The organism is Halococcoides cellulosivorans (genome assembly GCF_003058365.1).
GTDB lineage: Archaea > Halobacteriota > Halobacteria > Halobacteriales > Haloarculaceae > Halococcoides > Halococcoides cellulosivorans.
Genome location: NZ_CP028858.1, coordinates 794,408 through 817,909, shown reverse-complemented (window position 1 = coordinate 817,909; position 23,502 = coordinate 794,408). Strand labels below are relative to the sequence as shown.

General features: G+C 65.2%; 20 protein-coding genes, 2 tRNA genes and 1 pseudogene. 7 read left to right on the top strand and 16 right to left on the bottom strand.

The window, feature by feature from the left end:
- Nucleotides 1-2 precede the first annotated feature (2 nt).
- Nucleotides 3-2,057, bottom strand: a complete 2,055-nt coding sequence (locus HARCEL1_RS03925; protein ID WP_108381287.1) for a type II secretion system F family protein — start codon at nt 2,055-2,057, stop codon at nt 3-5.
- A 1-nt stretch (nt 2,058) separates the two neighbouring features.
- On the bottom strand, nt 2,059-3,819 hold the full coding sequence (locus HARCEL1_RS03920) for a type II/IV secretion system ATPase subunit (RefSeq protein WP_108381286.1): 1,761 nt from the start codon (nt 3,817-3,819) through the stop codon (nt 2,059-2,061).
- A gap of 385 nt (nt 3,820-4,204) precedes the next feature.
- Here HARCEL1_RS03920 and HARCEL1_RS03915 point away from each other — a divergent pair.
- Nucleotides 4,205-5,005, top strand: a pseudogene (locus HARCEL1_RS03915) (hypothetical protein); the annotation flags it as partial.
- A 249-nt stretch (nt 5,006-5,254) separates the two neighbouring features.
- On the opposite strand, the gene HARCEL1_RS03910 reads toward HARCEL1_RS03915, so the two are convergent.
- From HARCEL1_RS03910 to HARCEL1_RS03870, 9 genes are all read right to left on the bottom strand, one after another.
- Nucleotides 5,255-5,325, bottom strand: a tRNA-Pro gene (locus HARCEL1_RS03910).
- 67 nt (nt 5,326-5,392) lie between these two features.
- Nucleotides 5,393-5,932: a flavodoxin domain-containing protein gene (locus tag HARCEL1_RS03905; protein ID WP_108381284.1), complete on the bottom strand. Its 540-nt coding sequence runs from the start codon at nt 5,930-5,932 to the stop codon at nt 5,393-5,395.
- A gap of 150 nt (nt 5,933-6,082) precedes the next feature.
- Nucleotides 6,083-6,946 carry an RNA-guided pseudouridylation complex pseudouridine synthase subunit Cbf5 gene (locus tag HARCEL1_RS03900; protein ID WP_108381283.1) on the bottom strand — a complete coding sequence of 288 codons (864 nt, stop codon included), beginning with the start codon at nt 6,944-6,946 and terminating at the stop codon, nt 6,083-6,085.
- The gene (cmk, locus tag HARCEL1_RS03895; RefSeq protein WP_108381282.1) at nt 6,947-7,537 is read right to left on the bottom strand and encodes a (d)CMP kinase; all 591 of its coding nucleotides are present in this window, start codon (nt 7,535-7,537) and stop codon (nt 6,947-6,949) included.
- A 76-nt stretch (nt 7,538-7,613) separates the two neighbouring features.
- On the bottom strand, nt 7,614-8,486 hold the full coding sequence (locus HARCEL1_RS03890) for a DUF106 domain-containing protein (protein ID WP_108384068.1): 873 nt from the start codon (nt 8,484-8,486) through the stop codon (nt 7,614-7,616).
- Nucleotides 8,487-8,514: 28 nt separating this feature from the next.
- A complete protein-coding gene (locus tag HARCEL1_RS03885; RefSeq protein WP_108381281.1) occupies nt 8,515-9,183 on the bottom strand; it encodes an adenylate kinase in 669 nt (222 codons plus the stop codon).
- Between the two features lie 47 nt (nt 9,184-9,230).
- Entirely contained in the window at nt 9,231-10,031 is an 801-nt protein-coding gene (locus HARCEL1_RS03880; protein ID WP_108381280.1) for a CPBP family intramembrane glutamic endopeptidase, read from the bottom strand.
- A 52-nt stretch (nt 10,032-10,083) separates the two neighbouring features.
- On the bottom strand, nt 10,084-11,289 hold the full coding sequence (locus tag HARCEL1_RS03875; protein ID WP_108384067.1) for a coiled-coil domain-containing protein: 1,206 nt from the start codon (nt 11,287-11,289) through the stop codon (nt 10,084-10,086).
- A 36-nt stretch (nt 11,290-11,325) separates the two neighbouring features.
- Nucleotides 11,326-12,168, bottom strand: a complete 843-nt coding sequence (locus HARCEL1_RS03870; RefSeq protein WP_108381279.1) for an MBL fold metallo-hydrolase — start codon at nt 12,166-12,168, stop codon at nt 11,326-11,328.
- A 112-nt stretch (nt 12,169-12,280) separates the two neighbouring features.
- On the opposite strand from HARCEL1_RS03870, the gene HARCEL1_RS03865 reads away from it, so the two are divergent.
- The 3 genes from HARCEL1_RS03865 (at nt 12,281) to HARCEL1_RS03855 (ending at nt 14,503) form a co-directional block, all read left to right on the top strand.
- Nucleotides 12,281-12,353: transfer RNA gene (locus tag HARCEL1_RS03865), tRNA-Gln, on the top strand.
- A 738-nt stretch (nt 12,354-13,091) separates the two neighbouring features.
- Nucleotides 13,092-13,754 carry a SatD family protein gene (locus HARCEL1_RS03860; protein ID WP_108381278.1) on the top strand — a complete coding sequence of 221 codons (663 nt, stop codon included), beginning with the start codon at nt 13,092-13,094 and terminating at the stop codon, nt 13,752-13,754.
- The gene (locus tag HARCEL1_RS03855; protein ID WP_108381277.1) at nt 13,751-14,503 is read left to right on the top strand and encodes a DUF3307 domain-containing protein; all 753 of its coding nucleotides are present in this window, start codon (nt 13,751-13,753) and stop codon (nt 14,501-14,503) included. The genes HARCEL1_RS03860 and HARCEL1_RS03855 overlap by 4 nt, the downstream gene beginning before the upstream one ends.
- An 18-nt stretch (nt 14,504-14,521) precedes the next feature.
- On the opposite strand, the gene HARCEL1_RS03850 is transcribed toward HARCEL1_RS03855, so the two are convergent.
- Entirely contained in the window at nt 14,522-14,935 is a 414-nt protein-coding gene (locus HARCEL1_RS03850) for an Lrp/AsnC family transcriptional regulator (protein WP_108381276.1), read from the bottom strand.
- A 101-nt stretch (nt 14,936-15,036) separates the two neighbouring features.
- Between HARCEL1_RS03850 and carA the strand changes: the two genes are divergently transcribed.
- Nucleotides 15,037-16,080, top strand: a complete 1,044-nt coding sequence (carA, locus tag HARCEL1_RS03845) for a glutamine-hydrolyzing carbamoyl-phosphate synthase small subunit (protein ID WP_108381275.1) — start codon at nt 15,037-15,039, stop codon at nt 16,078-16,080.
- On the opposite strand, the gene HARCEL1_RS13890 is transcribed toward carA, so the two are convergent.
- On the bottom strand, nt 16,081-16,194 hold the full coding sequence (locus tag HARCEL1_RS13890) for an HVO_2523 family zinc finger protein (RefSeq protein ID WP_325047900.1): 114 nt from the start codon (nt 16,192-16,194) through the stop codon (nt 16,081-16,083). It abuts the gene before it with no gap.
- Between the two features lie 110 nt (nt 16,195-16,304).
- Between HARCEL1_RS13890 and HARCEL1_RS03840 the strand changes: the two genes are divergently transcribed.
- Nucleotides 16,305-17,828, top strand: coding sequence for a molybdopterin-dependent oxidoreductase (locus HARCEL1_RS03840; RefSeq protein ID WP_108381274.1), 1,524 nt, complete (start codon nt 16,305-16,307; stop codon nt 17,826-17,828).
- Between the two features lie 9 nt (nt 17,829-17,837).
- On the opposite strand, the gene HARCEL1_RS03835 is transcribed toward HARCEL1_RS03840, so the two are convergent.
- Nucleotides 17,838-20,888: an adenosylcobalamin-dependent ribonucleoside-diphosphate reductase gene (locus HARCEL1_RS03835; protein ID WP_108381273.1), complete on the bottom strand. Its 3,051-nt coding sequence runs from the start codon at nt 20,886-20,888 to the stop codon at nt 17,838-17,840.
- 335 nt (nt 20,889-21,223) lie between these two features.
- Nucleotides 21,224-21,580, bottom strand: coding sequence for a DUF5830 family protein (locus HARCEL1_RS03830; protein WP_108381272.1), 357 nt, complete (start codon nt 21,578-21,580; stop codon nt 21,224-21,226).
- A 93-nt stretch (nt 21,581-21,673) separates the two neighbouring features.
- Here HARCEL1_RS03830 and HARCEL1_RS03825 point away from each other — a divergent pair, with 93 nt between their 5' ends.
- Entirely contained in the window at nt 21,674-22,585 is a 912-nt protein-coding gene (locus tag HARCEL1_RS03825) for a hypothetical protein (RefSeq protein WP_108381271.1), read from the top strand.
- A 25-nt stretch (nt 22,586-22,610) separates the two neighbouring features.
- Here the strand turns inward: HARCEL1_RS03825 and HARCEL1_RS03820 are convergent, their stop codons facing one another.
- Nucleotides 22,611-23,474 carry a CheF family chemotaxis protein gene (locus HARCEL1_RS03820; RefSeq protein WP_108381270.1) on the bottom strand — a complete coding sequence of 288 codons (864 nt, stop codon included), beginning with the start codon at nt 23,472-23,474 and terminating at the stop codon, nt 22,611-22,613.
- Between the last annotated feature and the right edge of the window lie 28 nt (nt 23,475-23,502).

Here is a 23,502-nt window from a genome sequence, read left to right as displayed (position 1 = left end):
GCTCAGATCACCACCACGAAGGCGAGGACCGTCAGGCCAACCAGTCCGAGCGCGTACGGCAGGCCACTCACGACGTCGTCGTTGGCGAGTTTGCCCGCGATCAGGCCGCTGCCGAAGCCCTGGATGAGCGCCGAGTGATAAAACAACATTCGGTAGGTCCCGACCGGGGCAGCCCCGACGCCCGAGAACATCTCGGGGGCGTCGGGCCCACCGGCGACGCCCGCGGTGAGTTCGCCGATCGGTTCGAGATAGCTCACGCTCACCATCAGGATGACGACGAGGTAGACGAGAAAGCCGATCACGACGATGACGACGTACGCCGAGACCTGCCGGCGGCGCTCGCGGTCGAGGTCCGCCCGGGACCGGGTGTCGGTCGCGGCGATCTCCAGCAGGTTGTAGAGGTCACCACTGGAGCGACTCCCGATGGCGATCAGCGTCATCGTCCGGGTGAGTTGGGGCACCGCCATCCGATTCGCGAGCGCGAGCAGTGCGCGCTCGATGTCGTGGTTCCACGCGAGGTCGTTGCGCACGCGCTGGAACTCCGTCGCGAGGCGGCCCTCGCCCCACTGGGCGACCAGCCCACAGCCATCGACCAGGCCGATCCCCATCTCGTTGGCGTTCGCGAGCACGTCGAGCGCGTCCGGCAGTCGCTGGGCGACGCGCTTCGACCGCCGTCGATTCCGTTCGTGCAGGACTGTCAGCGGCACCAGCGCCACCACCACTGGCACGACGACGAGGCCCGTCGTCGTCGCGACTGGCGTGTCGACGAACGCATCGAGGCTCGGCATCGCGGGCCCGAATACGACCGCGAGTGTGCCCATCGCGAGGGCCACGGGCACCGTCAGCCAGAGCGTGCGGAGCGGTCGACGGTGCATCGACGCGACCTGACTGGTGACGAACGCCCGGAGTCCACTCCAGAACGGTTGCTGGTCGTACGTCTCGAATCGATCGTCGTCTGCGACGCGATCGCTCGGCGCAGGCGGTGCCCACGTCTCGCGGAGAGGTGTGACGACGCTGTCACCGTGTGACTGGCGATCGACGACGAGCAAGAATCCAGCCATCCCGAGCGGGAAGGCGACGTAGATGAGCACGCCGATGATCGCGAGGGTATCGGCCCCGAGAAAGCTCACGACCATCAAGACGACGATGAGAAGCAGTGGAGCCGCGACAAAGGCGACGACGAACAGTTCGCTCATCGTCCCGAGCGTGTCGAGAAACGCCGCCTGTTCGGCCTGAGCAGTCTCGGTGTGGCGCTCGGCCTCGCGTTCGAGGAAGTCGTCGAGGTCCCCACCGGATTCCAGCACGCCGTGAAGGTCGTCGAGAAACCGTCGCAGGTTCTCGCTGGGCGTGATCGCCTGGACGTTTTCGAGCGCCTGGAGCGGGCCGTTCCCGAACAGGTCGATCTCGCGGGCGATCGCCTCGAACTCGTTGGCGACCTCGCCGTACATGTCCTCGGCGTCCGCGAGGCGTCGCGACACCTCGACGACGTTCATCCCGCCGCGCGACAGCGCGTACATGAACATGATGGCGTAGGGGAGATTGTGATCGATGTTCCGCCGTCGTCGTTCGAGTCGTTGTTTCGGGCGGATCGCCCGAGCGACGACGACCGCCAGGCCAACCGACGCGCCGACGAATAGCGACAGGACGACCGCCGTGACGAACGGCGGCGAGGCTGCAAAGAGGGCCAACGTCGGCTGGGTGAGTGCGAACACCGGTTCGAGCAGTCCCCGAAACAGGCCCGTCACCACGAGTACCGCGACGACGGCCCCGACGACGACTGCGCCGAGACCCGCCCCGAGACCGGCGAGTCTGATCGACCGTGCGTGATAGACGTCGTAGGTCTCCGTGTACCGGGCCTGCTTGAGGAGGCGCTGGTGGAGTCGATATCGATCCGGGTTGGTCTTGAAGTGCGCGCGGACGATGCCGTACGCCGCCCGGATCTCGCTGGCGTCCGTCGCGGTGGCGTCGCGCTCATCACTCCAAGGCTGGCTGATCGCCGCTTCGGGCACCATCCCAGACTCGGAGTCCGTCTCCTCGGACCCCTCGTGTTCGCGCACGTCACTCGGCCTCCTCGGGCAGGTCGTCGGGGTCGAAACTCCCCGCTCGAACCCGTTCGAGGACGTGTCTGGGGTCGCGAATGAACCCCTGGATCGTCCGTGCGACGGCGTCGTAGTCGGTCACACCATCGTCGAGCAGATATTCGAGGACTTCCTCGCGACGCTGCAGTTCCCGCTCGATACGGCCCTCCGGCCAGCCCAGTTCGTCGGCCATGTTCGCGAGCAGGGCCGACTCGTTGACCTGCTCGATCGTATCGGTGGCGGCGTCACGCCGGAACACGTCGCGGGCACTCACGTCCTCGGAGACGACCTCGACGAGACGGCTGGTCCGGCGGACGCGCTTGCCGTCGATCTGGACCTGTTTTTGCAGCGAGATCAGATCGAGGTTCCCGATCATCTGCTTGGGGACATCGAGCGGTTCGTTCTGGAGGCGACTCAACAGTCCCCGGATCGAGTCGGCGTGGAAGGTCGTGAAGGCGGTGTGGCCCGTCGCGATCGCCTGGAAAAAGGTGTGTGCGACCTGACTCTCGGTGCGGATCTCACCGACGACGAGGTACTCCGGGCGCTGCCGGAGCGCAGTCTGGAGCAACTCGTACATGCCGATCGCGCCACTCCCGCCAGCGGTGATCGGCTCGCGCGTGACACTCTGGATCGCGTTCTCGTGCGGTAGGGTAATCTCGGGGGTGTCCTCGATAGTGACGACCTTGCTCTCGGGCGGGACGAACAGCGAGATGGCGTTCAGACTCGTGGTCTTCCCCGACCCCGTCCCGCCCGCGAAGAACAGCGAAGCGTGATTCTCGACGGCGAGCCAGAGAAACGCCATCTGTTCGAGCGAGAAGGTGCCCCACTCGATCAGATCGATCGGCGTGAGCGGCACCTCCGCGAACTTCCGGACGGTAAAGTTCGACCCGTGAGTCGTCACCTCGCCACCGAGCGTGAGTTGGGCCCGTGACCCGTCCGGGAGCGCCGCATCGACCAGCGGGTCCGCCACCGAGAGCTGTTTGCCCGCACGCTGGGCGAGTCGCATGACGTACGCGTTGAGTCGCTGATCCCCGAACGAGAGGTTCGTTTCGAGGTCGCGGAACCCGTTGTGGTAGACGAACACCGGTCGATCCGCCCCGTCACAGGAGATGTCTTCGACGTCGCGGTCGCGCATGATCGGGTCGATCTTCCCAGAGCCCACGAAATCGCGGTGGAGATAGTAGAGGATCTTCCGGAGGGAGCCGTTCGAGACCGTTTCGGCCTGCTCGTGCATGATCCGCTTGGCTTCCGCATCGAAGACGGTCTCCCGGTCCAGATCGCCGTCGATCTCGGTGTACATCAACTCGGTCCGCAGTGCGCGGACGAGGTCCTCGCGAACGAACTCCTCGAACTCGTCTAAGGTCGGTTCGACGACGTGATACCGATTCGTGTTGGTCGATTCGTCGAACAGGACCGTCACGTAGGCGTACGGTTCGTTGACCCAGGTGCGTTCGACCTCTTCGAGTCCGTCGAGATAGCCGAAATCGAACCACTCCGCGTCGACGAACGACGGGTCGGGCGGGCCGATAGCGTCCTCGAAGTCCGCCCGTGGCTCGAAGTGTGCGTGAACCGCATCGAGGACGTCTTCCTGGACGCGATCCGCGTCGGGCGAGTCCGTCGGTGCGGTCGCCGTTCGGGGGTCCCGGTCCAGTTCGGCGTGGGCCTCGGCGGCGGACTCGACGTCGGTGTATGGAACGGCGTCCGAGTCGGTTTCCTGGGGCGGGTCCCCGCTATTGGTCATTTCGGGCCCTCTGGCCTGGCCACCGGCCGTGGGTCGAGGCGACGAGCAGTGGCCCCGCCAGGTGGGAAGTAGGCAAAGGGCGTCGCCGAGACGAGACGGACCGCAGTCCACGCTCTCGACCGTTCACCCGCAACGAGCGGGCTTCAGTGGAGGCGGCCCAGTTCATACAGAATTAAAGGTGTTGGAGAGGGAATAGTCTTCTGTCATTGAAAGGTGTGATCAGCTGCGATCCACGGTCAACGACTGCACTGCATATCGGGAGCAATCCCGCCCAATTCACTATATCAAGCAGGATGAGATGCATAGTTCTGAGAGCCCACCAGTCGCGAATACAAATTCGGTTCGATCAGGTAGTTTCATATCATATTGGTGTATCGCACGAGACGTGTACGAATTCTCTCCCGACGAAATCGATCGCACGCGAGCGGACTACCAGGCCAAACAACACGAGAGTGATAAAAGGGTCAAGCGCGTCGGGAACCTCGGCGAACTCGCCTTCGAGCAGTTCTGTCGGGAGTATCTACCGACGGAGATGTGGGAGTGGGCGAACGAGGACGCCATTCGACGGTGCAACGAGGAAAACTACACGAGCCACGACTTCCGCGTGTTCGGGTACGACATCGACGTGAAAACTTCCCGAGACGTGTCGGCGTTTCGGCCCCAGACGCTCGTCGAGGGCGACACCGACGACGACATCATCGTGATGGCGTGGCATCGCGACAAGGAGGACAGTCTCATCCTGATCGGGTGGGAGTTCGTCCGAACGCTGGTCTCGAAAGTCGAGACCCAGGAGGAGTATTCAGGGGACGAGCCGGACAAGCTTCGGCACATCCCGACGCGCCCGATGAACGATTTGAACGACCTCGGACCGAACACCGCGTTTCTCAACCAGAAGCCCTCGAATCCGTTCGAACCGGGCGACAGAGTCCAGAAGGCAGGCGACTCGGATGCCTCGGAAGCCATCGTCGTCGAGGTGTTGCCACCCGAGACGCAGGTCGAACTGTACGGGCAGGAGATCAACGGCGAGGCTGTCAGGGTAGCGTTCCCGAGTTCGTTCGATGATACCCCGATGGCCCTCGAGAACATCCCGGCGGCGCTGTTGGCCTCGTATTGCGACGACCAGGACATCAGGGTCTACACGTACAAGCACGAGAATCTCGAATTCGCTGAGAGCGAGGATGAACCGGTCGAGTCACCACCGGCCAATTGACGCGGACGGAGGCGTTGGGTCGCGCAGCGGAACGGTCCGGTGCGGAACGGTGCGGTCCGCATACGGCGGCTGCGAGGCGGCTCTGCCGCCTCGATATCGCGGCGCGTAGCGCCGCGCAAGCGAGCCGTTTCACTGAGCGCGAACGAAGTGAGCGCTCAGGTGTTTTTGGTCCAGATTTTTGCAAGGTGGGTTCGCTTGCGAACCCACCGCAGTAAAAAGGTGGTATGGGACCGCCGTGATTCGAACACGGGTCCGACGCACCCCATGCGCCGAGGATACCGCTACCCTACGGTCCCGCCATTCCATTCGATGCCGGGCGTTTGATTAAGGCTGTCGCTTTCCGTCGATCAGCGCCGGATTCGGTCACGCCACACGGTCGGCGATCGATTCGGTGAACTGATTCAGGGCCGTCCAGTCTGTCGCCTCGTACTCGCGGCTGGTGTCGGTCGGCTTGCCCTCCCGGCCTAGTTTGAATCGCATCAGCAGCCGCTTGAGCAGTCCGTACTCGGGATAGCGCAACGATCCGGCGATGCTCGTTGCGTACTCGGGCGACCAGCCAGTCTCCGCGAGAAACGTCTCGCGGTACTCCTCGGCGGTCGCCTGTCCCTCGGCGTCGGATTCCGCAGCGGCGAGACTGACCGAGACGAACACCGACGGGACGGCGTCCAGCGCGTCCAAATGCTCGGCGACGAACGACCGGGCCACCGCGGCGTGGTCGCCGAAGTGCACCGAGGCAGCGACGATCACGTCGTCGAACGTAGCGGGATCGAACCCCTCGGGCAGTCGGTCGACGTTCACGACTGTTGGCTCGTGTCCACGCGCCTCGAACTGCCCGGCCATCCGGCACGCGATGCGCTCGGTCTGGCCCTCGACGGTGGCATAGCAGATCGCGATCTCGGCCATCACCGGTCACCCCCGGTCGATATCCACCGATCATCGGGGTCGGTCGGCACCCTCGGCCGCCGATCGTCGGAACTGATCGAGACGTCCATCGCGACGAAATATTGCCGGAGAAGCGATCACTGTTGTGATCGATCGACGCCCGTTCGGGCCTCAGACGAGCACCCGCTCCAACTCCACGACGACCCCCGAGTCAGCGTCGGGATCACCCACGAGCCGTCCGAGCGCGACCGCCGTGCCCGCGGGGGTCGCACAGACGACCAACGCGTCGCCGGCGGACTCGGCGTCGATCACGCCCGGGGCGTACACCGGCGCGCCCTCGGCGACCTCGCGGGCCGCACTCGGGGCGATCGTCACCGTCGGGAGATCGTCGAGCAGGACCTCCGCCGGCGCGACGATCCGATCGAGCGGGTCGGAATCGCCGTCCTCGGCCGCGGCGAGCGCGTCGACGAAATCGTGCATCGTCACCAGATCGCGGTCGTCGAACTCGCCGGCGGCGACACGCCGGAGGTCGCCCATGTGCGCGCCGGTCCCGAGCGCCAACCCGAGGTCGTGACACAGTTTCCGGACGTAGGTGCCACTCGCACAATCGACCCGCAGAAGTGCGCGGCGGTCCTCGCGGTCGAGCACGTCGATCGCGTGGATCTCACGGGTGCGCATGGCGCGTTTGACGGCACTCTTCCGCGGTGGCTTCTGGTAGATCTCACCCTCGAACGATGCGACCGCGCTCTGGAGGTCCTCGGGCAGGCGGTCGTGTGCCTCCAACACTGCGACGTAGCTCTTGGCGGCGTCGTCGAACAGGCGGGCGAGGCGGACCGCGTCACCGAGCAGGATCGGTAGACAGCCCGTGACCTTCGGATCGAGCGTCCCGGCGTGGGCCGCGCGATCCACACCCGCGAAGTCGCGCATCCACGCGACGACCTGATGCGCGGAAGGCCCGGGTGGCTTGTCGAGATTGATCACGCCGAACTGCAGGCGATCGCGTGGCGCGCGCTCGGCGGGCGGGGCTCGGAGCATCTATGCGTCGAGTCGCGTCGCGATCGTGACGTCCTCGATCGGCGTGCGACCCTCGTCGGCGTCGGCGTCGTAGGCCTCGACGGCGGCGACAGCGAGATCGGTCGTCGCCGCGGGGCCCCACCGGGCGGTGTTGATCGTCAGATCGTAGATCGAGAGGTCCTGAATGTCGATGTCGTAAAGATCGGCATACCGCTGGGCCTCACTCTCGGTCCGGGCGCGCGTCTCCTCGCGAGCGGTCGCGACAGACTTGTCCTCGCGCTCGGCGATACGGTCGACGCGGACGGACTCGGAGGCCTGCAGCCAGATCTTCAGATCGGCGTGGTCGGCGGCCATCCAGCCCGCGAGGCGGGACTCGACGACGGCGTGATCGCGGTCGCGAGCGGTCGCGCGGAGACGTCGATCCAGTTCGAGATCGATCGAATCGTCGGCTTCGGCGCGCTTGTTCAGTTCGAGCGGCGTGAGATCGCGCTCGGCGGCCACCTCGCGAAAGAGATCGCCCCCGCTGACGTGATCGCAATCGAGCGCGTCGGCCAGCGCCCCGGCGAGCGTGCTCTTGCCGCTGCCGGCGAGCCCAGAGACGGTGATCAACATATTCGGTCTGGTCGATCCACCACAAAAGGGATTGCGTTGTGCGCGCCGACGACTGCGCGGTGACGATCGGTGGGGGTCAGGCCCCGGTCTGAACGTTGAGGGCCTTCCGGAGGATCTGCCCGAAGCTCATCGAGCAGAGGAAATACCAGAAGAACCAGACCAGGATCGGGCCGACGATACTGGCCTCCCAGCTCGCCACCTCACCGACGATCGGAAAGACCGCGACGGGCCCGTCGGGAGTGCCCATCTTCCCGACCTGATAGTACAGCCAGAGGAACACGGGGATCGTCAACACCATGATCCACGGCATCGGGCGCATCTGGGATTTCATCGCGGAGAGATCCATCGCCTCCATCTGCTCCTGTTGGATCTCCTTGAGCGCCTCGTCGTCACCGCGTTCTTTGGCGCGCTTGCGGCGCTCTTTGAGCTCTTTCATCTTTTCTTGCTGCTCGCTCATGTCGGCGTCGCCGGCGAGGTTGTCCTGGAGGAGAGCGGAATACAGACCCGTGAGCGTCGCCATCACCATGATGACGAGATAGAACGGCATGTTGGCGGCCATGAACCCGAAGGGCACGTCCATGACGGTGCCGACGGCGTTCCGCATGGGCTCCCAGGAGTAACCGATAAAGAGCGGGACGATCGCGACCAGCGCGGCCTTGTCGTAGACCGTCCAGGAACTCTCCTCCTCGTCGTCGTCGGGTTCGTCGGCGTCGTCGAGCGCCTCTCGAACGCCGTCGGGATCCCCGATGACGAAGCCCGATCCGTCCGCGTCCACGAGCACACCCTCTTCGATCAGTCGACCCCACGTCCCCGAGGAGATGTCGTCGCTCACGTCCCCCCACGTCACGACGCCCTTGTCGTCGGCCACGTCGAGCACCGTCTCGATGGCCGCTTCGAGGTCCGAACTCTCCGATGCCAGACGCTCGACGGTCCGCGTCGTCGCTCCCATCGGCCCCGAGGTGTCGCTCATCGGTCGCTCAACGCTGTCCCTCGACGGCCCCGATCGCCTCGGAGATCGTCGACTCGATGTCCGCCCAGACCGCGTCGGGCGTGCGGTCACCGTCGATATCGACGAACGCCTCGCGATCGCGATACCGGTCGATCACCGGGGCCGTCGTCTCCGCGAACACGTCGAGGCGGTTCCGGACCGAGTCGGGCTGATCGTCCTCGCGCTGGACGACCGCACCGCCACACTCGTCACAGACGCCCTCCGCGTCGGGCGGGTCGAAATCGACGTGGAAGTTCGTCCCACAGTCCTCACAGACCCGCCGGCCGGTGAGCCGTTCGACGAGCACGTCCCGGGGCACGTCGAGCGCGAGAATCGCGTCGAGATCGGTCATCGATTCGAGTGCCTCGGCCTGATCGTCGTTGCGCGGGTAGCCGTCGAGGACGAACCCGTCGGCGCTGGCAAGCGCCTGCTCGACGATCTCGTCGACGACGGCGTCGGGGACGAGATCGCCCTGGTCCATGTACTCGCCGGGCGTGTCGTACTCGCAGTCGAGATGCGAGATGTTCATCTCCTTGCTCGACCGGAGCGCGTCACCGGTCGTGACGTGTTCGACGTCGAATCGGTCTGCGATGCGTCGCGCCTGAGTGCCTTTGCCGGCCCCTGGCGGCCCCAACAAGAGCACGTGTGGTGAAGACATAGTCGCGGGTTGGCCACCGCGGGTTATCCACCTTACGCTCTCCGGGACTACAGCAGCGCCAACTGATCGAGCCCCGCGATCGTGACGACGAAGACGAGCAGAAACTGATAGCCGTTGAAGACGCCGTGGACCACCGTCGGAACGACGACGTTGTCGCTGATCTCGTAGATCGCCCCCAGGACGAGGCCGATCACGAACAGCATGACGAGACTCACGGCCGCCGCCTGGTAGTCCGCGACGGTGAGCGCGCCGCCCTGGGGCAGATACGAGAACAGATGCGGTACGGCGAAAAGCACCGACGCGACGACGACCGCGACCGACGTCGGCGTCGCTTCCCCGAGCAGATCCTGGACGACCCCCCGGAAGAACAGCTCTTCGGCCAGTCCGATCACCGGAATCGAGAGGACGGCACCGACGAGAAAGATATAGGGCGAGCGTTGGCCCATCTCTGCGATCTGGTGACTGGAGGCGTCGATGCCCAGCCAGAGCATCAGAAAGGAGAACGTATACAGTATTGCGATCGACAGGACCGACCCGCCCGCGACGAGCGCGAGATCGAACAGCGTCGGCACGCGAACCCGTACGAGCGGGCGATCGAGCCGTCGACTCACCACGACGATCAGGAGGGACGCGACCCCGTATCCCAGCAGTTCCGCGACGACGATGAGCAGCGTGAACTGCACGACGCTGGGGAGCGCGAGCGGTGCAGTCCCGAGGTCTGTCACGAGACCGAGGAACTGACTCCAGGCGAAGACGACGCCGACGAGAATCGTCGCGACGACGACGGCGAGGGTCCCCCAGCCGAGCGCCACCAGTCGCTCGCGTTCACGCGGACCGAGTGTCACCATACCCACTCCCCGACCGTCGAGCAAAAAAGTCCGCCGGTCGCCCCACACGACGCTATTCGCCGGCACCCATCACGGACGTCAACTGCTCGCGCCACTCCTGGATGTCGTCGAGATCGGATTCGAGCGCGGCGACCTCGTCGTCGATCCGGGACTCGATCTCCTCGACGCGGTCGTCGACGCCGTCCATGTCTTCGATCTCCTCGTGAAGCGTCTGGATCTCGTCGTGAGCGTCGTCGACCCGGTCGCGAATCTCGGTCATGTCGGATTCGAGCCGATCGCTCGTCGACTGGATCTGATCGATCGTGCTCTCCAGATCGTCGATCTGGCTCTCGTACTCGTCCTGTCCGGCCCGAAGGTCGTCGAGGTCGGCGCTGAACGAATCGACCTCTTCGCGCATCTCTTCGATGAGTTCGTCACCCTTGCCGTTATCGTCGAGGAACTCTTCGAGCGCGTCGGTGTAGGCCTGCAGGTCGCTCACCTCGCTTTGCAGGTGTTTGATCCGGGCGTCGGTACTCCCCTCGCCCGGCGAGGCGGACGACCCACCGAGTTCGCGAGCGAGCGTCTCTTTGACTGGGTCCGCGACCGCACCACGCTCGAGTTCGGCGGCCAGCGCGGCCGCCACCGACTGAATGGTCTCCTCTTCGGACGCCGTCTCCTCCGACGAGGTCTCCGCGGACGTGGTATCGGCCGACTCGGTCGTCGTCTCCGTCTCGGCCTCAGCGTCGTCGGTGTCGGATTCGGCGTCTTCACCCTGGGGATCGGCCAGATCCAGCGTCTCGATCTCGTCGTCGTCATCGTCCAGGCCCGGGACCACGTCGCTGTCGCCCGAGATGACCTCCTTGACCACGTCGGTCCCCGTTCCGGAGTCGACGATGTCGTCGGGGTCGTCCTCCAGAGGCGGGTCGATCGACCGAATGGTCGGTTCGGTCAGGAACTGCTCGACGTTGTCGGTCCCGGTCGCTCGAATGCCGTAGACCGTCGTGTAGTCGTCGTTGGCGTCGATCTCTCGCTCGAAGGTAATCTCGTCGTTGTCGATCGTCCAGTGTTCGCTGCCGTATTCCGGATGGAAGCCCAGGTCCTCGACGGCGACCTCTTCTGGGACCGTGTCGACGAGTTCCAGCGTCACGGGTTCGGAGCGGTGCGATTCGATCCGGAACGCGATCGCGGGAACGGGGAACTCGTCGGCCTCGAATCGCTTGGCGACCGTCACGCCGTCCGAGGAGACGGTCACGGGATCGTACGACTCGGAATCACTCATGATATACATTCGGCCCGGGACTGGTATTAAAGTTACCTACGAATTGGGGAGGTCGATTCGGTCACCGATCTCCAGGATCGAAACGCGCTCGGGTGCGTCGAACGACCGGACGTGGTCGTGGAGGACAGTCGGATCGGTCGTCAGCCCCCGCCAGACGTCGAAATGCGTCGGCACGAGACAGTCGAGTCCGAGTCGGTTGGCCGCCTCGGCACACTCGTTGGGATCGTTGTACCACCGGGTGTACTCGGGTCCGTCGGGTTTGTCGAGCATGCCACTCGACCCGACGGCGACGACGCCCAGATCGGGGTCGTACTGGTCTCCGATCGCGTCGAACGCCTCGGAGGGGCGGCCGTCGCCGGGGTGGACGATCGTCCCTGCGTCGTGTTCGATCACGTACGCCACGGGCGTCTCGGCGTCGGGATCGTGTGACTCTTCGACGTTGATCGTCAGCGATCCGACCGAGATGGTGTCGCCAGCCTCGACGGTCGAGCGGGCGTTCGCGAGGCCGTAGGTCTCGCCCCACGATTCCTCACGCGTGCGTGCGGTCGCCGCCGGTGGGCCGTACAAGTGTGCTGCCGTATTCGCGAGGATCGGCCCGACGGTCGGGCCGTGGACGTGATCCGAGTGTTCGTGGGTCGAGAGGACGGCGTCGGCACTCCTCACCGCGTCGGGGTCGAACGGGACGGGGAGCATCCGGACGGTGCGTGGCGGATCGCCCAACCCGCAGTACGGGTCGACGAAGACGGTCGTGCCGTCACTGGCTTTCAGGACGAGGCCGTTACAGCCGAGATACCAGACCGCGACGCCGACGGGATCGGCCGATCTGATGCGATCGAGCAGCCAGTCGCCCCAGTCGCTGGTGCCGAGTTCGTGGGCCATGCCGGCGGGTCGGCCAGCACGGGCCTAACGGTTTCGACCGGTGGGTCGGGTGGTGTGGGGCGATCGCACGATCCGAACGGATAAAAGCCCGGGGGGACGAACGGTCGAATGGAGTCCCGTGGTGTAGTGGCCAATCATAGTGGCCTTTGGAGCCACTGACGGCGGTTCGAATCCGCCCGGGACTAATTCGAGCGACCGACGGCGAGCGGTGAAACCGCGAGCCGAGAGAGCGAGAATTGAGCCCGGGCGGATTCTGAACCAGGGAACGAAACGAGCGAAGCGAGTGAAGTGACCGCGGTTCGAATCCGCCCGGGACTAATACACGACCTTTTTTCTGTCGTTCGAGAGAGCGAAGCTCTCTCGTGATGACGAAAGAGCGCGGAGCGCTCTTTCGAACCACGTCGGGTCGCCTGCGGCGACCACTCTCTGCTCACGGCGGCGAAGCCGCCGTTCGCACGGTCAGCGGGACCTTCGGTCCCGCTCGACTTGACAAATCTCGACCAAAAAGACCCGAGCGCTCGCTGTGCTCACGGCTTATTCGAGCGGGCCGCGCCCGCTCGAATGGTCCGCGGAACTTCGTTCCGCGCTATCGCCGTTCGCGTTTCCGAGGCTCTCACTCCGTTCGAGCCTCGCGACCGCTCGCGCCCGGTGAAACGGCTCGCTTGCGCGGCGCTACGCGCCGCGATATCGAGGCGGAAGAGCCGCCTCGCGCTCGCCGTATGCAGACCGTATCTCAATGCTGCCCGGCAGATTCGAACGATAGACCGGCCGAACTGTTCGAGAACGCTGACCCCTATTCGCCTCTCAAACCGAACCCATGCGCTGTTCGCCAGTACGACCGAACTCCGAGTGCAGACACAACAGCCAAGTGGGTTAGGCCATAACGCCGAACTGAATTCGAATTCGGCCAATAGGGCGAACAAATGAGTGAAGACACCGACGACAGGCAGTTCGTGGCATTGATCGGGGACATCCGTGGGTCCCGAGAGTTAGACGACCGCAGTGGTGTTCAAGAGGAGTTCGAGCAGGTCGTCGCGTCGCTCAGCGATCGGGTTTCGAGCGATTCGATCGCGTCCCAGTTCACCGTGACGACCGGCGACGAGTTCCAGGTCCTCCTCACCGACGTCACCGATGCCATCGACGCGGCGGTCGCGGCGAGTGATCGGTTCCACCCGGTCGGACTTCGATTCGGCATCGGCACCGGCACGCTGGACACGGCGATCAATCCCGACCAGACGATCGGGATGGACGGCCCGTGCTTCCACCGGGCCCGCGATGCGATCAAAGCGGCACAAAAGGAGGGGGCGTGGATCCGCGTGGCCGGGTGGTCACCCGCTGTGGACGACCACGTGAATACGATGGTCGACCTGGTCCAGTGCGTCCGTGAAGACTGGACCGATCGACAGGCCCAGTTCGCGAGAGCACTGAGTGAGGAGGACACACAGACGGCGGTCGCCGATCGCTACGACGTCGCGAAATCCACCGTCAGCGAGTCGATCGACGCCGGGCACGTCCAGGAGGTGCGGGCCGTGGAGCGATCGCTGGGGACGGTCCTCCGATGCAGTTCCGACGGTGAGACGCCATGAGCGAGTGGTTGATCGGCCTCGGTCCAGCGGGAACGGCCCTGGGATTGCTCCTCGTGGGCCACATGCTCGGTGAGTTCGTCTTCCAGACGGACGACCTCGCGGATCGAGACTTCGGACTCGGACCACTTTTCACACACGTCGGAATCGTCGCCGTGACCCACGTCGTCGCGATCGGCCCACTCTTGAATCGACAGGCGGTCGCGCTCCTCGTCCTCGTCGTCGGCTCTCATCTCGTCATCGACGCCGTGTCGGGTCGAATCCGAAAGCGTACGGGGTCGTCGCTCCGTCTGTTCCTCGGAGACCAGGGCGCGCACCTCCTCGTTCTCGTCGCGGGATGGGCGCTGATCGACGCCGCGGCGTGGGCGAACGCTCCCGTGGTCGCTGCCCTCGGCGCGACGAGCGTTCCCTGGCCCACGGTCACGACCGGCGCAGTGTATCTGTCCGCATTCGTCTTCGCCCACGAGGGCGGGAAAACGATCGTCGACGGCATCCTCCCGGACGACGGGCCCGAGTCCGAGGGAAACGATCTGGAGGTCGGGTCACTCATCGGAACGTTGGAGCGATGGATCGTGCTCACACTCGGTCTGGCCGGACTGTGGCAAGCGGTCGCGCTCGTCGTCGCAGCGAAGTCGGTCGCCCGGTTCGAAGAGTTGAAGCAGCGAGCGTTCGCCGAGTACTTCCTCGTGGGAACGCTGTCGAGCGTCCTGGTGGCATTCGTCCTCGTCGCAGTCGTGTCCCGTCTGGTGTGAGCGATTACACTCGGGGCGCTACCCGATCCGCTCTTCGAGGATCAATCGCGTCTTCGTCGACTGGACGGCCTCCAGCTCACGCGCTCGCGTGATCAGATCGTTCACGCCGTCGGTGTCCAGACAGTCCACCACGAGGACGATGTCGGACTCCCCGGAGACCTGCCAGACGGTATCGACTTCCCCCCAGTCGGCCAGGCGATCACAGCAGGCGTCGGTATCGACGTCGATGCCGACGACGAGTTCGATCATCGCCTTGACGTTGCCCGTCCGCGTCGCGACGGTGAACCGTTCGATCACGCCGTCCTCGAGCAGTCGATCGACGCGGTTGCGGACGGTCCCCTCGGAGATGCCGACGCGCTCGCCGATCTCGGTGTACGGCGTCCGGGCGTCCTCGCGAAGGATCGATATGATCTCGCGGTCGACCTCGTCCATCGAGGGTCGAAGTTTCCCGAGATCGTACTTCAGGATTTCGAAATTCGAAACGCTACTTCGAAAGCAACGCTTATCCGGCGCTCTGGCATACGCGTCTCGCAATGACGACCGCGTACGTAGCGATCGAAGGGGATCGCGTGATCGAAGCCCGCTCGCGTGCACCTGGACGTGCCCGTGGCGAACTGGTCTTTACGACCGCATACACCGGCTACGAGGAGAGCCTGACGGATCCCTCCTACGAGGAGCAGATCCTCACCTTCTCGTACCCGCTGATCGGGAACTACGGCGTTCGGGAGGAGCGCTTCGAGTCCGATCGCGTCCACCCGCGGGCAGCGCTCGCCCGCGAGTTCACCGACGACGTCGCCGACTGGCTGGAATCGGAGGGCGTCCCCGCCGTCGATCACCTCGACACCCGCGACGTCGTCACCGAGATCCGCGACGAGGGCGCGATGAAGTGTGGCATCTCCGCCGGGCCGGACGCCTCGCGCGGGGCCGCCCTCGACGAACTCGCGGCCTGCAAGCACATGTCCGATCACACCGACATCGGCGCGCAGGTCTCCGTCGAGGAGGCAACCGTTCACAACGAGTCGGGCGACGGGCCGCGCATTGCGCTGCTCGACTGCGGCGCGAAAGGATCGATCGTCGACTCACTGGTCGAGCGGGACGCCGTCGTGCACGTCCTGCCCTACGATGCCACCCAGGACGACATCGACGCACTCGACCCCGACGTCCTGTTCGTCTCGAACGGGCCGGGCGACCCCGCGACCTACGAGGCGGCCGCCGAGTTGGTCGACACCTACGTCGGCGACCTCCCGCTCGCGGGCATCTGTCTCGGCCAGCAGGTCGTCGCCGAGGCGCTCGGTGGTGCGACCGCGAAAATGGAGTTCGGCCACCGTGGCGTCAACCAGCCCGTGCGTGACCTCCGCTCGAACCGCGTCGTTATGACCACCCAGAACCACGGCTATACGGTCGACGAACCTGGTCCGAAGCTGAACGTCACGCAGGTCAACGTCAACGACGACACGCCCGAGGGCCTCGAAAACGACGAGTTGGAGATTCTGACTCGGCAGTATCACCCCGAGGCCCACCCCGGCCCGAACGACTCGCTCGATTTCTTCGACGACGTGCTCGCGCTCGCGAACTGATCAGCGAAACGGATCGCTGCAGTCGTAGATCACACCGTGTGTCGGACAGACGTACTTGCAGTGCCGGCCGATCAGCCGGCGATCACAGGCTGGACACCGCGGTCCGGCGGTCATGGCTGTGCGTCGACCGCCACAGGCCTGACCGTTGGGGTCGCGGCCAGTCGGGACGAATGTTGAACGGAGTTCGAACAACGGTTATTCGAGTCGAGTCCCATGAGTGAGGTATGCCACCGAATCTCAGCCCGGGCGCACGCGATGGGACGGCGGTGATCGCCGCCATCGCCGCCGTCGCGGGGTCGTACGCCGCGGTGGGCCGCCAGCCCGCCTTTCTGGTCGCCCCGGTCGAGCGGGCGATCTCTGGGGCGATGCCCGGTCAGATCGTCGGCTTCGCGATCGAGACGTTCGGCAGCCTCGGCCAGGAGATCAACTTTCTGATGGCGACGGCACTCACGATCGCAGTCCTGTCGGTGCTCGTCCGTCTGGCGATCCCCGACGAGCCGTCCGTGCGAGACGCCCTCGCCGTCGGCGTGACGGGCGTCGGGACCTGGCTGCTCGCGACGGGCGTGACCGGTGCGCCGCTGATCGCGGTGGCCGCGGCACTCCCTGCAGCACTCGTCGTCGCGGTGGGCCTCACGATCCGCTGGGGGTGGCCGACGGACGAGGAGGTCTCGGACAGCCGTCGAACGGTGCTCGCCGCCGTCGCGGGCGGTGGCGTCGGTCTGACTGGCTACCTCGTCGGACAGACGCGATCGACGGGCGACGGGAGTCCCGATCTGGTCCCCGGATCGAACGTCGACCACGACGCCATCCAGGCGTCGCTTGCGGCCGCCGAGGACCGCGAACTCGCGTATGAGGGGCTCGATCCGCTCGTCAGTGAGGACTTCTACCAGGTGTCGATCGGCGCTGTCGACCCGGACGTCGATCGTGAGGCGTGGTCGCTGTCGCTGACCGGCGAAGTCGACGACCCCGTCGAGGTCGACTTCCAGGACATCCTCGAGATGCCCGCCGAGAACCGCTTCGTCACACTCCGCTGCGTGAGCGACCCGCTCAACGGCGAGAAACACGACAACGCCCTCTGGACGGGCGTTCCGGTCACGGAACTCCTCGACCAGGTCGAAATCAGTAGTGACTGTGACTGTGTCATGCTCCACGGCGCCGACGATTATTTCGTGCAGTTTCCCCTGCCGGCACTCGAAGAGAGTCTGCTCGCCTACGGCATGAACGGCAACGCCCTGCCACGCGGCCACGGCGCGCCACTCAGAGCACTCGTTCCCGACCGCTGGGGCGAGGTGAACACCAAGTGGATCACCGAAATAGAGTTTCTCGACACCGCGAGCGCTGGCTACTGGGAACAGCGGGGCTGGAACGGCACCGGCCCGGTCCACCCCGTCGCGAAACTCCACACGACGCGCGACCGGGCCGACGGGACGCGACTGCTGGGCGGTCACGCGTACGCCGGCACACGCGGCGTGAGCCGCGTCGACGTGTCGATCGACGGTGGCGACACGTGGGCCGAAGCGGAGCTATCCGAGTCACTCGACCTGCCAGAAGACGTCATCGGCCCGCAGTCCGGCGCGCCACACGACGCCTGGCGGCAGTGGGCGTACACCTACGAGCCACCGTCCGACGAGCACGTCGTCGAAGTTCGGATGGTCACCGCGGACGGCACCGTCCAGCCCCGCGAGAACCCCGGACTGCCGAACTCCGGGTCGTTCGGATGGGTTCGAGAAGACCTCTCGGGCCGCTAAATCAGCGCTTCAGCACTCCGACCAGCCACACGACTCGCAGGTCTTGCAGCCCTCGGAGTAGTACAGCGACATCGACCCACAGTCGGGACACTCGGGGCTCTCGCCGTTGTCGATGATCGCCTGCTGGTCGGCCTCCGCGGTCGTCTGAGTCGCGTCCTCCTCGTCGTCGGCCGTCTCTTCGAGCGTGCGTTGCTGAGGATACGCGCGTTCGATGTCGTCGTCGAGATACCGCTGCATCGCCGTCCCAATCGCGTCGGGAATCGACTGGATCTGCTCGCCTTTGTCCCAGGCGACCTTGGGTGAGCGAATCCCCTGGAGTTCGTCAGCGATCTCGTGGGGGTCGACGCCACTGCGGAGCGCCGTCGAGACGGTCTTTGCGAGCGACTCGGTGAACGACGCGGTGAACCCGCCCGAGTTGCCGATGTTCGCGAACAACTCGAACGGCCGGCCCTGATCGTCCTCGTTGATGTTGACGTACAGCTTGCCGTATCCCGTGTCGACGCGCTGGGTCACGCCGTGGAGCACGTCCGGCCGGGGCCGTTTCGTGGCGTACTGACCGTCCGCGCCGAGCATGTCCTCCACGTCGGCCTCGATTGCCTCCCGGACCGCCTCGTCGTCGAGGAACTCAGCGAGGCCCCCGAAGATGTCCTCGATCTGGGTGACGATCTCCTCGGGGTCCATATCCGCGAACTCGGCGTTCTGGGCGCGCGTCGTCAGCACCTGCTTCGAGCGCGTCCCGTCACGGTAGTAGGTGACGCCTTTCCCGCCGTGGTCGTACACCCACTCGAAGACCGACCGGGCGTCGTCGATGGTCGAGTCGTTCGGCGCGTTCACCGTCTTCGAGATGGCGCTGTCCACGCCGTCCTGGAGCGCACACTGGATCGAAGCGTGCTGACGCGGGGAGAGGTCGCCCGTCGTGACGAACAGTTCTCCGATGGCGTCGGGCACGGTCGTCAGGCCGGTGACGCCGTCGAATTCGTTTGCGGCCATCTGTTCCTGGGCTTCCGCTTTGACCGCCTCGACGTCGACGTCGTTGGCCTCCAGGACACGCAGGAAGTAGTCGTCGAACTCGACGAGCATCTCGTCGCCCTGGACGTCGTCGGAGACGTTCTTGTAGTACGCAACGTTGTAGACGGGCTCACACCCACCGGTGGTGTTGCCGACCATGCTCGTCGTCCCGGTCGGCGCGATGGTCGTCGTGTTGTGATTGCGAATCTCGAAGCCGTCGGCCCACTCAGCGGCGTCTTCGCCCACGTAGTGTTCGAACCAGTCGGCGTACGCCGTCGGATCGGCGTATTTCGACTCGTCCCAGTCGGCAAAGGAGCCGCGCTCCTCGGCAAGTTCGTGGGAGGCCCACTTCGAGCCGTGATTGATCGTCGTCATCACCTGGCGGGCGATCTCGTCGGCCTCCTCGCTACCGTACTCGACGCCCAGCTGGATGTATAACTGGGCGAGGCCCATGATTCCCAGCCCGATCTTCCGCATCGCGCGGACCGTCTCGTCGATCTCGTCGACCGGGAAATCCGACATGGTGACGACGTTTTCGAGGAAGCGCGTCCCCATCTCGATGCGCCGATCGAGTTCTGCGGTGTCCAGCGCCTCGTCGAGATACGCCTCGATCGCGGCCTCGCGGTCGGCGTACTCGTCGGCGTGACGCTCGGACCAGACCCGCCAGTCCGGGGCGTCTTGGGCGGCGACCGTCGAGAGGTTGATGTGGCCCAGATTGCAGGCCTCGTACTCTTCGAGCGGCTGCTCGCCGCAGGGGTTTGTTGCAAGGATTCTGTGGTCGGAATATTCCTCGACGTCGAACGAATGCTCCTCGTTGACGCGTTCGAGGTAGATCACGCCGGGTTCGCCGTTCTCGTGAGCGCCCTCGACGATGTCCTCCCACAGCTCGACCGCCGGGACAGAGAGCACCTCGCCGGTCTCGACGTACTCGCCGAGTCCGAACATCTCGTAGAGTTCGGCAGTCTCTGCAGTCGCGACGTGGGGCTCGCCCGTGCGCGGGTTGGTGAAGGTGAACTCTGCGTCGTTTTTGACGGCCTCCATGAAGTCGTCGGTGATCCCGACGGAGATGTTGAAATTCGAGAGGTGGCCCTCGACGGCGTTGCGCAGGTGTTTGGGCACCTTGCCGTCCTCGTCGATGAGTTCGCGGGCCTCGTCGAGTGCGTCCGCGAAGGAGGTGTGCGTGAAGTCGTCGGGGTCGTTCAGGCGCAGGGTGTGCGCCAGCGAGACGTCTTTGTTCTTCGCGTGAATGAACTGGATGACGTCCGGGTGTGAGACGCGCATGACGCCCATCTGGGCCCCGCGTCGGGCCCCGCCCTGAGCGATCGTCTCACAGGCCTGGTCGAACGTCCGCATGAACGTGATCGGACCGGACGCGACGCCACCCGTACTGCCGACAGAGTCGCCGTACGGGCGCAATTGCCAGAATGCATACCCCATTCCGCCCCCGCTCTGGAAAATTTCTGCCGCTTCTTTGACAGTTTCGTGGATGTCCTCCATGTCGTCGTCGGGAGAGTCCACGAAACACGCCGAGAGCTGCTGGAGTTCGTCGCCGGCGTTCATGAGGGTCGGACTGTTCGGCATGAAGGAGAGGTGTTCCATCAACTCCTGGAACTCCTCGGCGATCGATTCGACGTGCTCGCGGATCTCGGTGGGGAGTTCGGGGACGATCGTCTCGTAGGCGAACTTGTTGACGTTGTACACCGAGAGGGCGGTCTCGGCGTCGTCCTCGACGCCGACGCCCGCGCCGAAGACCTCGGCGGCGAGTTCGTCCCGACGGGGGTGGTCGGGCTTGATCTGGTCGGGCGTGACGGTGACGGTCTCGTCGCGTTTCTCGGCCTCGAAGACGGCCTCCGCGAGGGCGATGTTTTTCGCGACGCGGTCGAAGAGGTCCTCTTGCTGTTCGACGAGGTCGCCCTCGGCGTCCTTGCGGAGATACCGTGCGGGGAGGATGTTGTGGTAGGCGTTGTCGGTCAAACGCTCTGCGAGCGTGTCACCCTCGGTGCGTTTGATCGGCAGGGTGACCTCCGCCGCGGAGTGGGACTGTTCGCTCACGCGTCGGTCCTCCCGGCGAGAGCGTCAGTCGTCGATTCGAAAGCGTTGCGGTCGGAACGGACCGAATGGTGAATTCTGGGGTGGATCATCATGCTGCGAAGTGGGTGTCGTGGGGGTGGACACAGCGGGTTATACCGCTGGTGGTTCGAGACGGATTCGATGGTCCTCGTGAACGACAGTGCGCAGGGCGGCCCGGATGTTAAACGAGATGGGACCGGAGTGAAAGTGTGAGCGCGTCCGCGACACTCCACCACGTCGGGCCGATTAGAGCGGAAACGATCGGGGGATCGGTCTCGAAATCCGACTGGAGCGCCCGGGTTTGAGCGGGCCCCCACTCAGTCTCGACCCAGGATCTTCCGCACGCAATCCGGCCCGAACGGGCCCAGATCGCCCGATTCCAACTCGACGAAGTGGCCCGTCGAGAGGCCCGCGCCACAGCGCCGACACGAATACTCGCCGTCGCGTCGGACGACCTGGCGCTGAAGACGAACGAACGACCCCGACGTGACGTGAATGATAGCATCCTCCCGGTCGATGACCCCACGCATCGCCGCGGTATCCAGAATCTCGCGCGTGATCGCGGGGTCGGACGTGATCGCCTCCAGTCGGTCGACCGCCGCCGACAGCGAGAGCCGGTCGTCCTCGGAGTTCGCGAGGAGGTCGACCCCGAGTTCGACCGGATCGGCGTCCATACGTCCGCTACAGGACGGCCGATCAAAAGTCCAGCCCCGATATTACGAGCAGTATCGAAAGTATTACCCCCGCTCCGGCGGACAGATCGGTCGATGACAGACGGATCGACCACGGGAGGTAGTCGCGTTCCGACGCCGTCGGTGATCGGGATCGCAGGGGTGGCAGTAGCCGCGATCGTGGTCGTGGCCGGACTGTGGGCGGGCCACCTCGAAGTGGGGTTGCTCGCGGCCGCCGCGACGCTGGGCGTGACCCACGCCATCGAACCCGACCACGTCGCGGGGATCACCGCATTGACACACGAAGCGGGCGATCCGAAGCTCTCGGCGCTCGTCGGCGGGTGTTTCGCGACGGGCCACGTCGTCCTGGTGGTCGTCTGGATCGCCGTCGCCACCGCCGTTCTGGGGACCACGGAGTTCCCGGCGGTGTACGAACAGGTGGGCCTGGTGTTCGTCGGCGTCGTCCTCACCGCGCTCGGCCTGTATCTCGGCGCGAGTGGCGCGCGCACGCTCGTCCACCGACACGATCACGACCACGACGGCGAGCGCCACGCTCACACGCACGTCCACCTTCCGGGCCGGGTGTCTCGCTGGCTGTCCGATCGGTCCGTCGATCACGATCACGCCGACGGCAGTGCGCATTTCGAATCCACCGATCATGCACACCCCGACGACACCGATCACACTCACGATCACGGTGCGCTGGGCTATCTGAAGATCGGGACCGTCGGCGCACTCTTTACGCTCTCACCACCGGTGTCGATGATCGCGTTCGTCACGGTCGCGATGGGCGAACACTGGACGCTCGTCGCCGGGGCGGTGCTGGCCTACGCGGTCGCGATCGTCTCGACGATGGCGCTGATCGGCGGCGGTGCGGGATCGCTGTTCAAGATGACCAAGGCGTGGGGCCGAACCGTCCACGCGGCCTCGCAGGTGATCGCGAGCGTCGTCGTCCTGGCGATCGCGGCGCACCTGTTCAGCGATCTCCTCCCGGCCCTACTCGGGTGAGCGGTCGATCGAGGCGGCCCTCGACTCACTGCTCGCCCATCGTCTCGCCCGCGACACGCCGCCCCTCCGGCGTCAATTCGACTTCCGTGCGCTCACGGTCGACCTCGACGACGTCGTACTCGATCAACTGATCGAAGATTTCCTCGACGCGTTCGACGTCGGCGTCGACGAACTCGGGAAGATCGAACGACGAGACCCCCGAGTGCAACGCCATGACGACCCGTTTTTCGATCCCACTCAGATCGAGATTCGCTTCGATCTGTTCGACGCCCTGTCGAAGCACGGTTTCGAGCACCGCGAGGTGGCGATCCGCGCCGGTGACGTGAGTCTCGACACTCCGGCCCTCCGGATCGGTGTGTTCGACCTCGAACACCTCCCGTCGTTCGCCGTCGATCTCTCGGGTCTCGGTCTCGACGTCACCGATGTCGTCACGCCCGATCACCGCTCGCGAACCGTCTGCGAGGGCGAGTTTGACTGCCTCGTCGGTGATCTTCACTTTCGCTTTCGACCAGGGCGAATCCTGGACGACGCCGCCGACGATCGCCGGATGTTTCGCGCGGATGATCTCGCCGTCGATCAGCGCCTGGAAGTAGTCGGTCTCGAAGGACTGCTGTTCGGTCGCGTCGATCAGATAGACGTCCTCACCGACCGAAATCGCGGTGTAGGTGGCCGTCGTCGCGGCGGCCTGATTGACGTCGTACCGATCTTCGGAGCGTTCGACGTCGTCGAGCGGAATGGCGGTCTGTTCTTCGCCCACCAGAACGAGGCGCTCGGTCGTGAGGACGATCCGGACCGGTCGCCACTCGGCGTCGTGGACCTCACGCCCCTCGCGTACGGCGTGCATCACCTGGCCCTTGTGCTCGGCAATTTTCGATTCGCCCTCTGCCATCGCTGTCCTCAGAGCTACGGTCCGTCGC

Bases quoted from the DNA above. Each gene is read 5' to 3' on its own strand.
- HARCEL1_RS03920 (WP_108381286.1), bottom strand. From the start codon at position 3,819: ATGACCAATAGCGGGGACCCGCCCCAGGAAACCGACTCGGACGCCGTT.
- HARCEL1_RS03905 (WP_108381284.1), bottom strand. From the start codon at position 5,932: ATGGCCGAGATCGCGATCTGCTATGCCACCGTCGAGGGCCAGACCGAG.
- HARCEL1_RS03900 (WP_108381283.1), bottom strand. From the start codon at position 6,946: ATGCTCCGAGCCCCGCCCGCCGAGCGCGCGCCACGCGATCGCCTGCAG.
- cmk (WP_108381282.1), bottom strand. From the start codon at position 7,537: ATGTTGATCACCGTCTCTGGGCTCGCCGGCAGCGGCAAGAGCACGCTC.
- HARCEL1_RS03890 (WP_108384068.1), bottom strand. From the start codon at position 8,486: ATGGGAGCGACGACGCGGACCGTCGAGCGTCTGGCATCGGAGAGTTCG.
- HARCEL1_RS03885 (WP_108381281.1), bottom strand. From the start codon at position 9,183: ATGTCTTCACCACACGTGCTCTTGTTGGGGCCGCCAGGGGCCGGCAAA.
- HARCEL1_RS03880 (WP_108381280.1), bottom strand. From the start codon at position 10,031: ATGGTGACACTCGGTCCGCGTGAACGCGAGCGACTGGTGGCGCTCGGC.
- HARCEL1_RS03875 (WP_108384067.1), bottom strand. From the start codon at position 11,289: ATGAGTGATTCCGAGTCGTACGATCCCGTGACCGTCTCCTCGGACGGC.
- HARCEL1_RS03870 (WP_108381279.1), bottom strand. From the start codon at position 12,168: ATGGCCCACGAACTCGGCACCAGCGACTGGGGCGACTGGCTGCTCGAT.
- HARCEL1_RS03860 (WP_108381278.1), top strand. From the start codon at position 13,092: ATGAGTGAAGACACCGACGACAGGCAGTTCGTGGCATTGATCGGGGAC.
- HARCEL1_RS03855 (WP_108381277.1), top strand. From the start codon at position 13,751: ATGAGCGAGTGGTTGATCGGCCTCGGTCCAGCGGGAACGGCCCTGGGA.
- HARCEL1_RS03850 (WP_108381276.1), bottom strand. From the start codon at position 14,935: ATGGACGAGGTCGACCGCGAGATCATATCGATCCTTCGCGAGGACGCC.
- carA (WP_108381275.1), top strand. From the start codon at position 15,037: ATGACGACCGCGTACGTAGCGATCGAAGGGGATCGCGTGATCGAAGCC.
- HARCEL1_RS13890 (WP_325047900.1), bottom strand. From the start codon at position 16,194: ATGACCGCCGGACCGCGGTGTCCAGCCTGTGATCGCCGGCTGATCGGC.
- HARCEL1_RS03840 (WP_108381274.1), top strand. From the start codon at position 16,305: ATGCCACCGAATCTCAGCCCGGGCGCACGCGATGGGACGGCGGTGATC.
- HARCEL1_RS03830 (WP_108381272.1), bottom strand. From the start codon at position 21,580: ATGGACGCCGATCCGGTCGAACTCGGGGTCGACCTCCTCGCGAACTCC.
- HARCEL1_RS03825 (WP_108381271.1), top strand. From the start codon at position 21,674: ATGACAGACGGATCGACCACGGGAGGTAGTCGCGTTCCGACGCCGTCG.
- HARCEL1_RS03820 (WP_108381270.1), bottom strand. From the start codon at position 23,474: ATGGCAGAGGGCGAATCGAAAATTGCCGAGCACAAGGGCCAGGTGATG.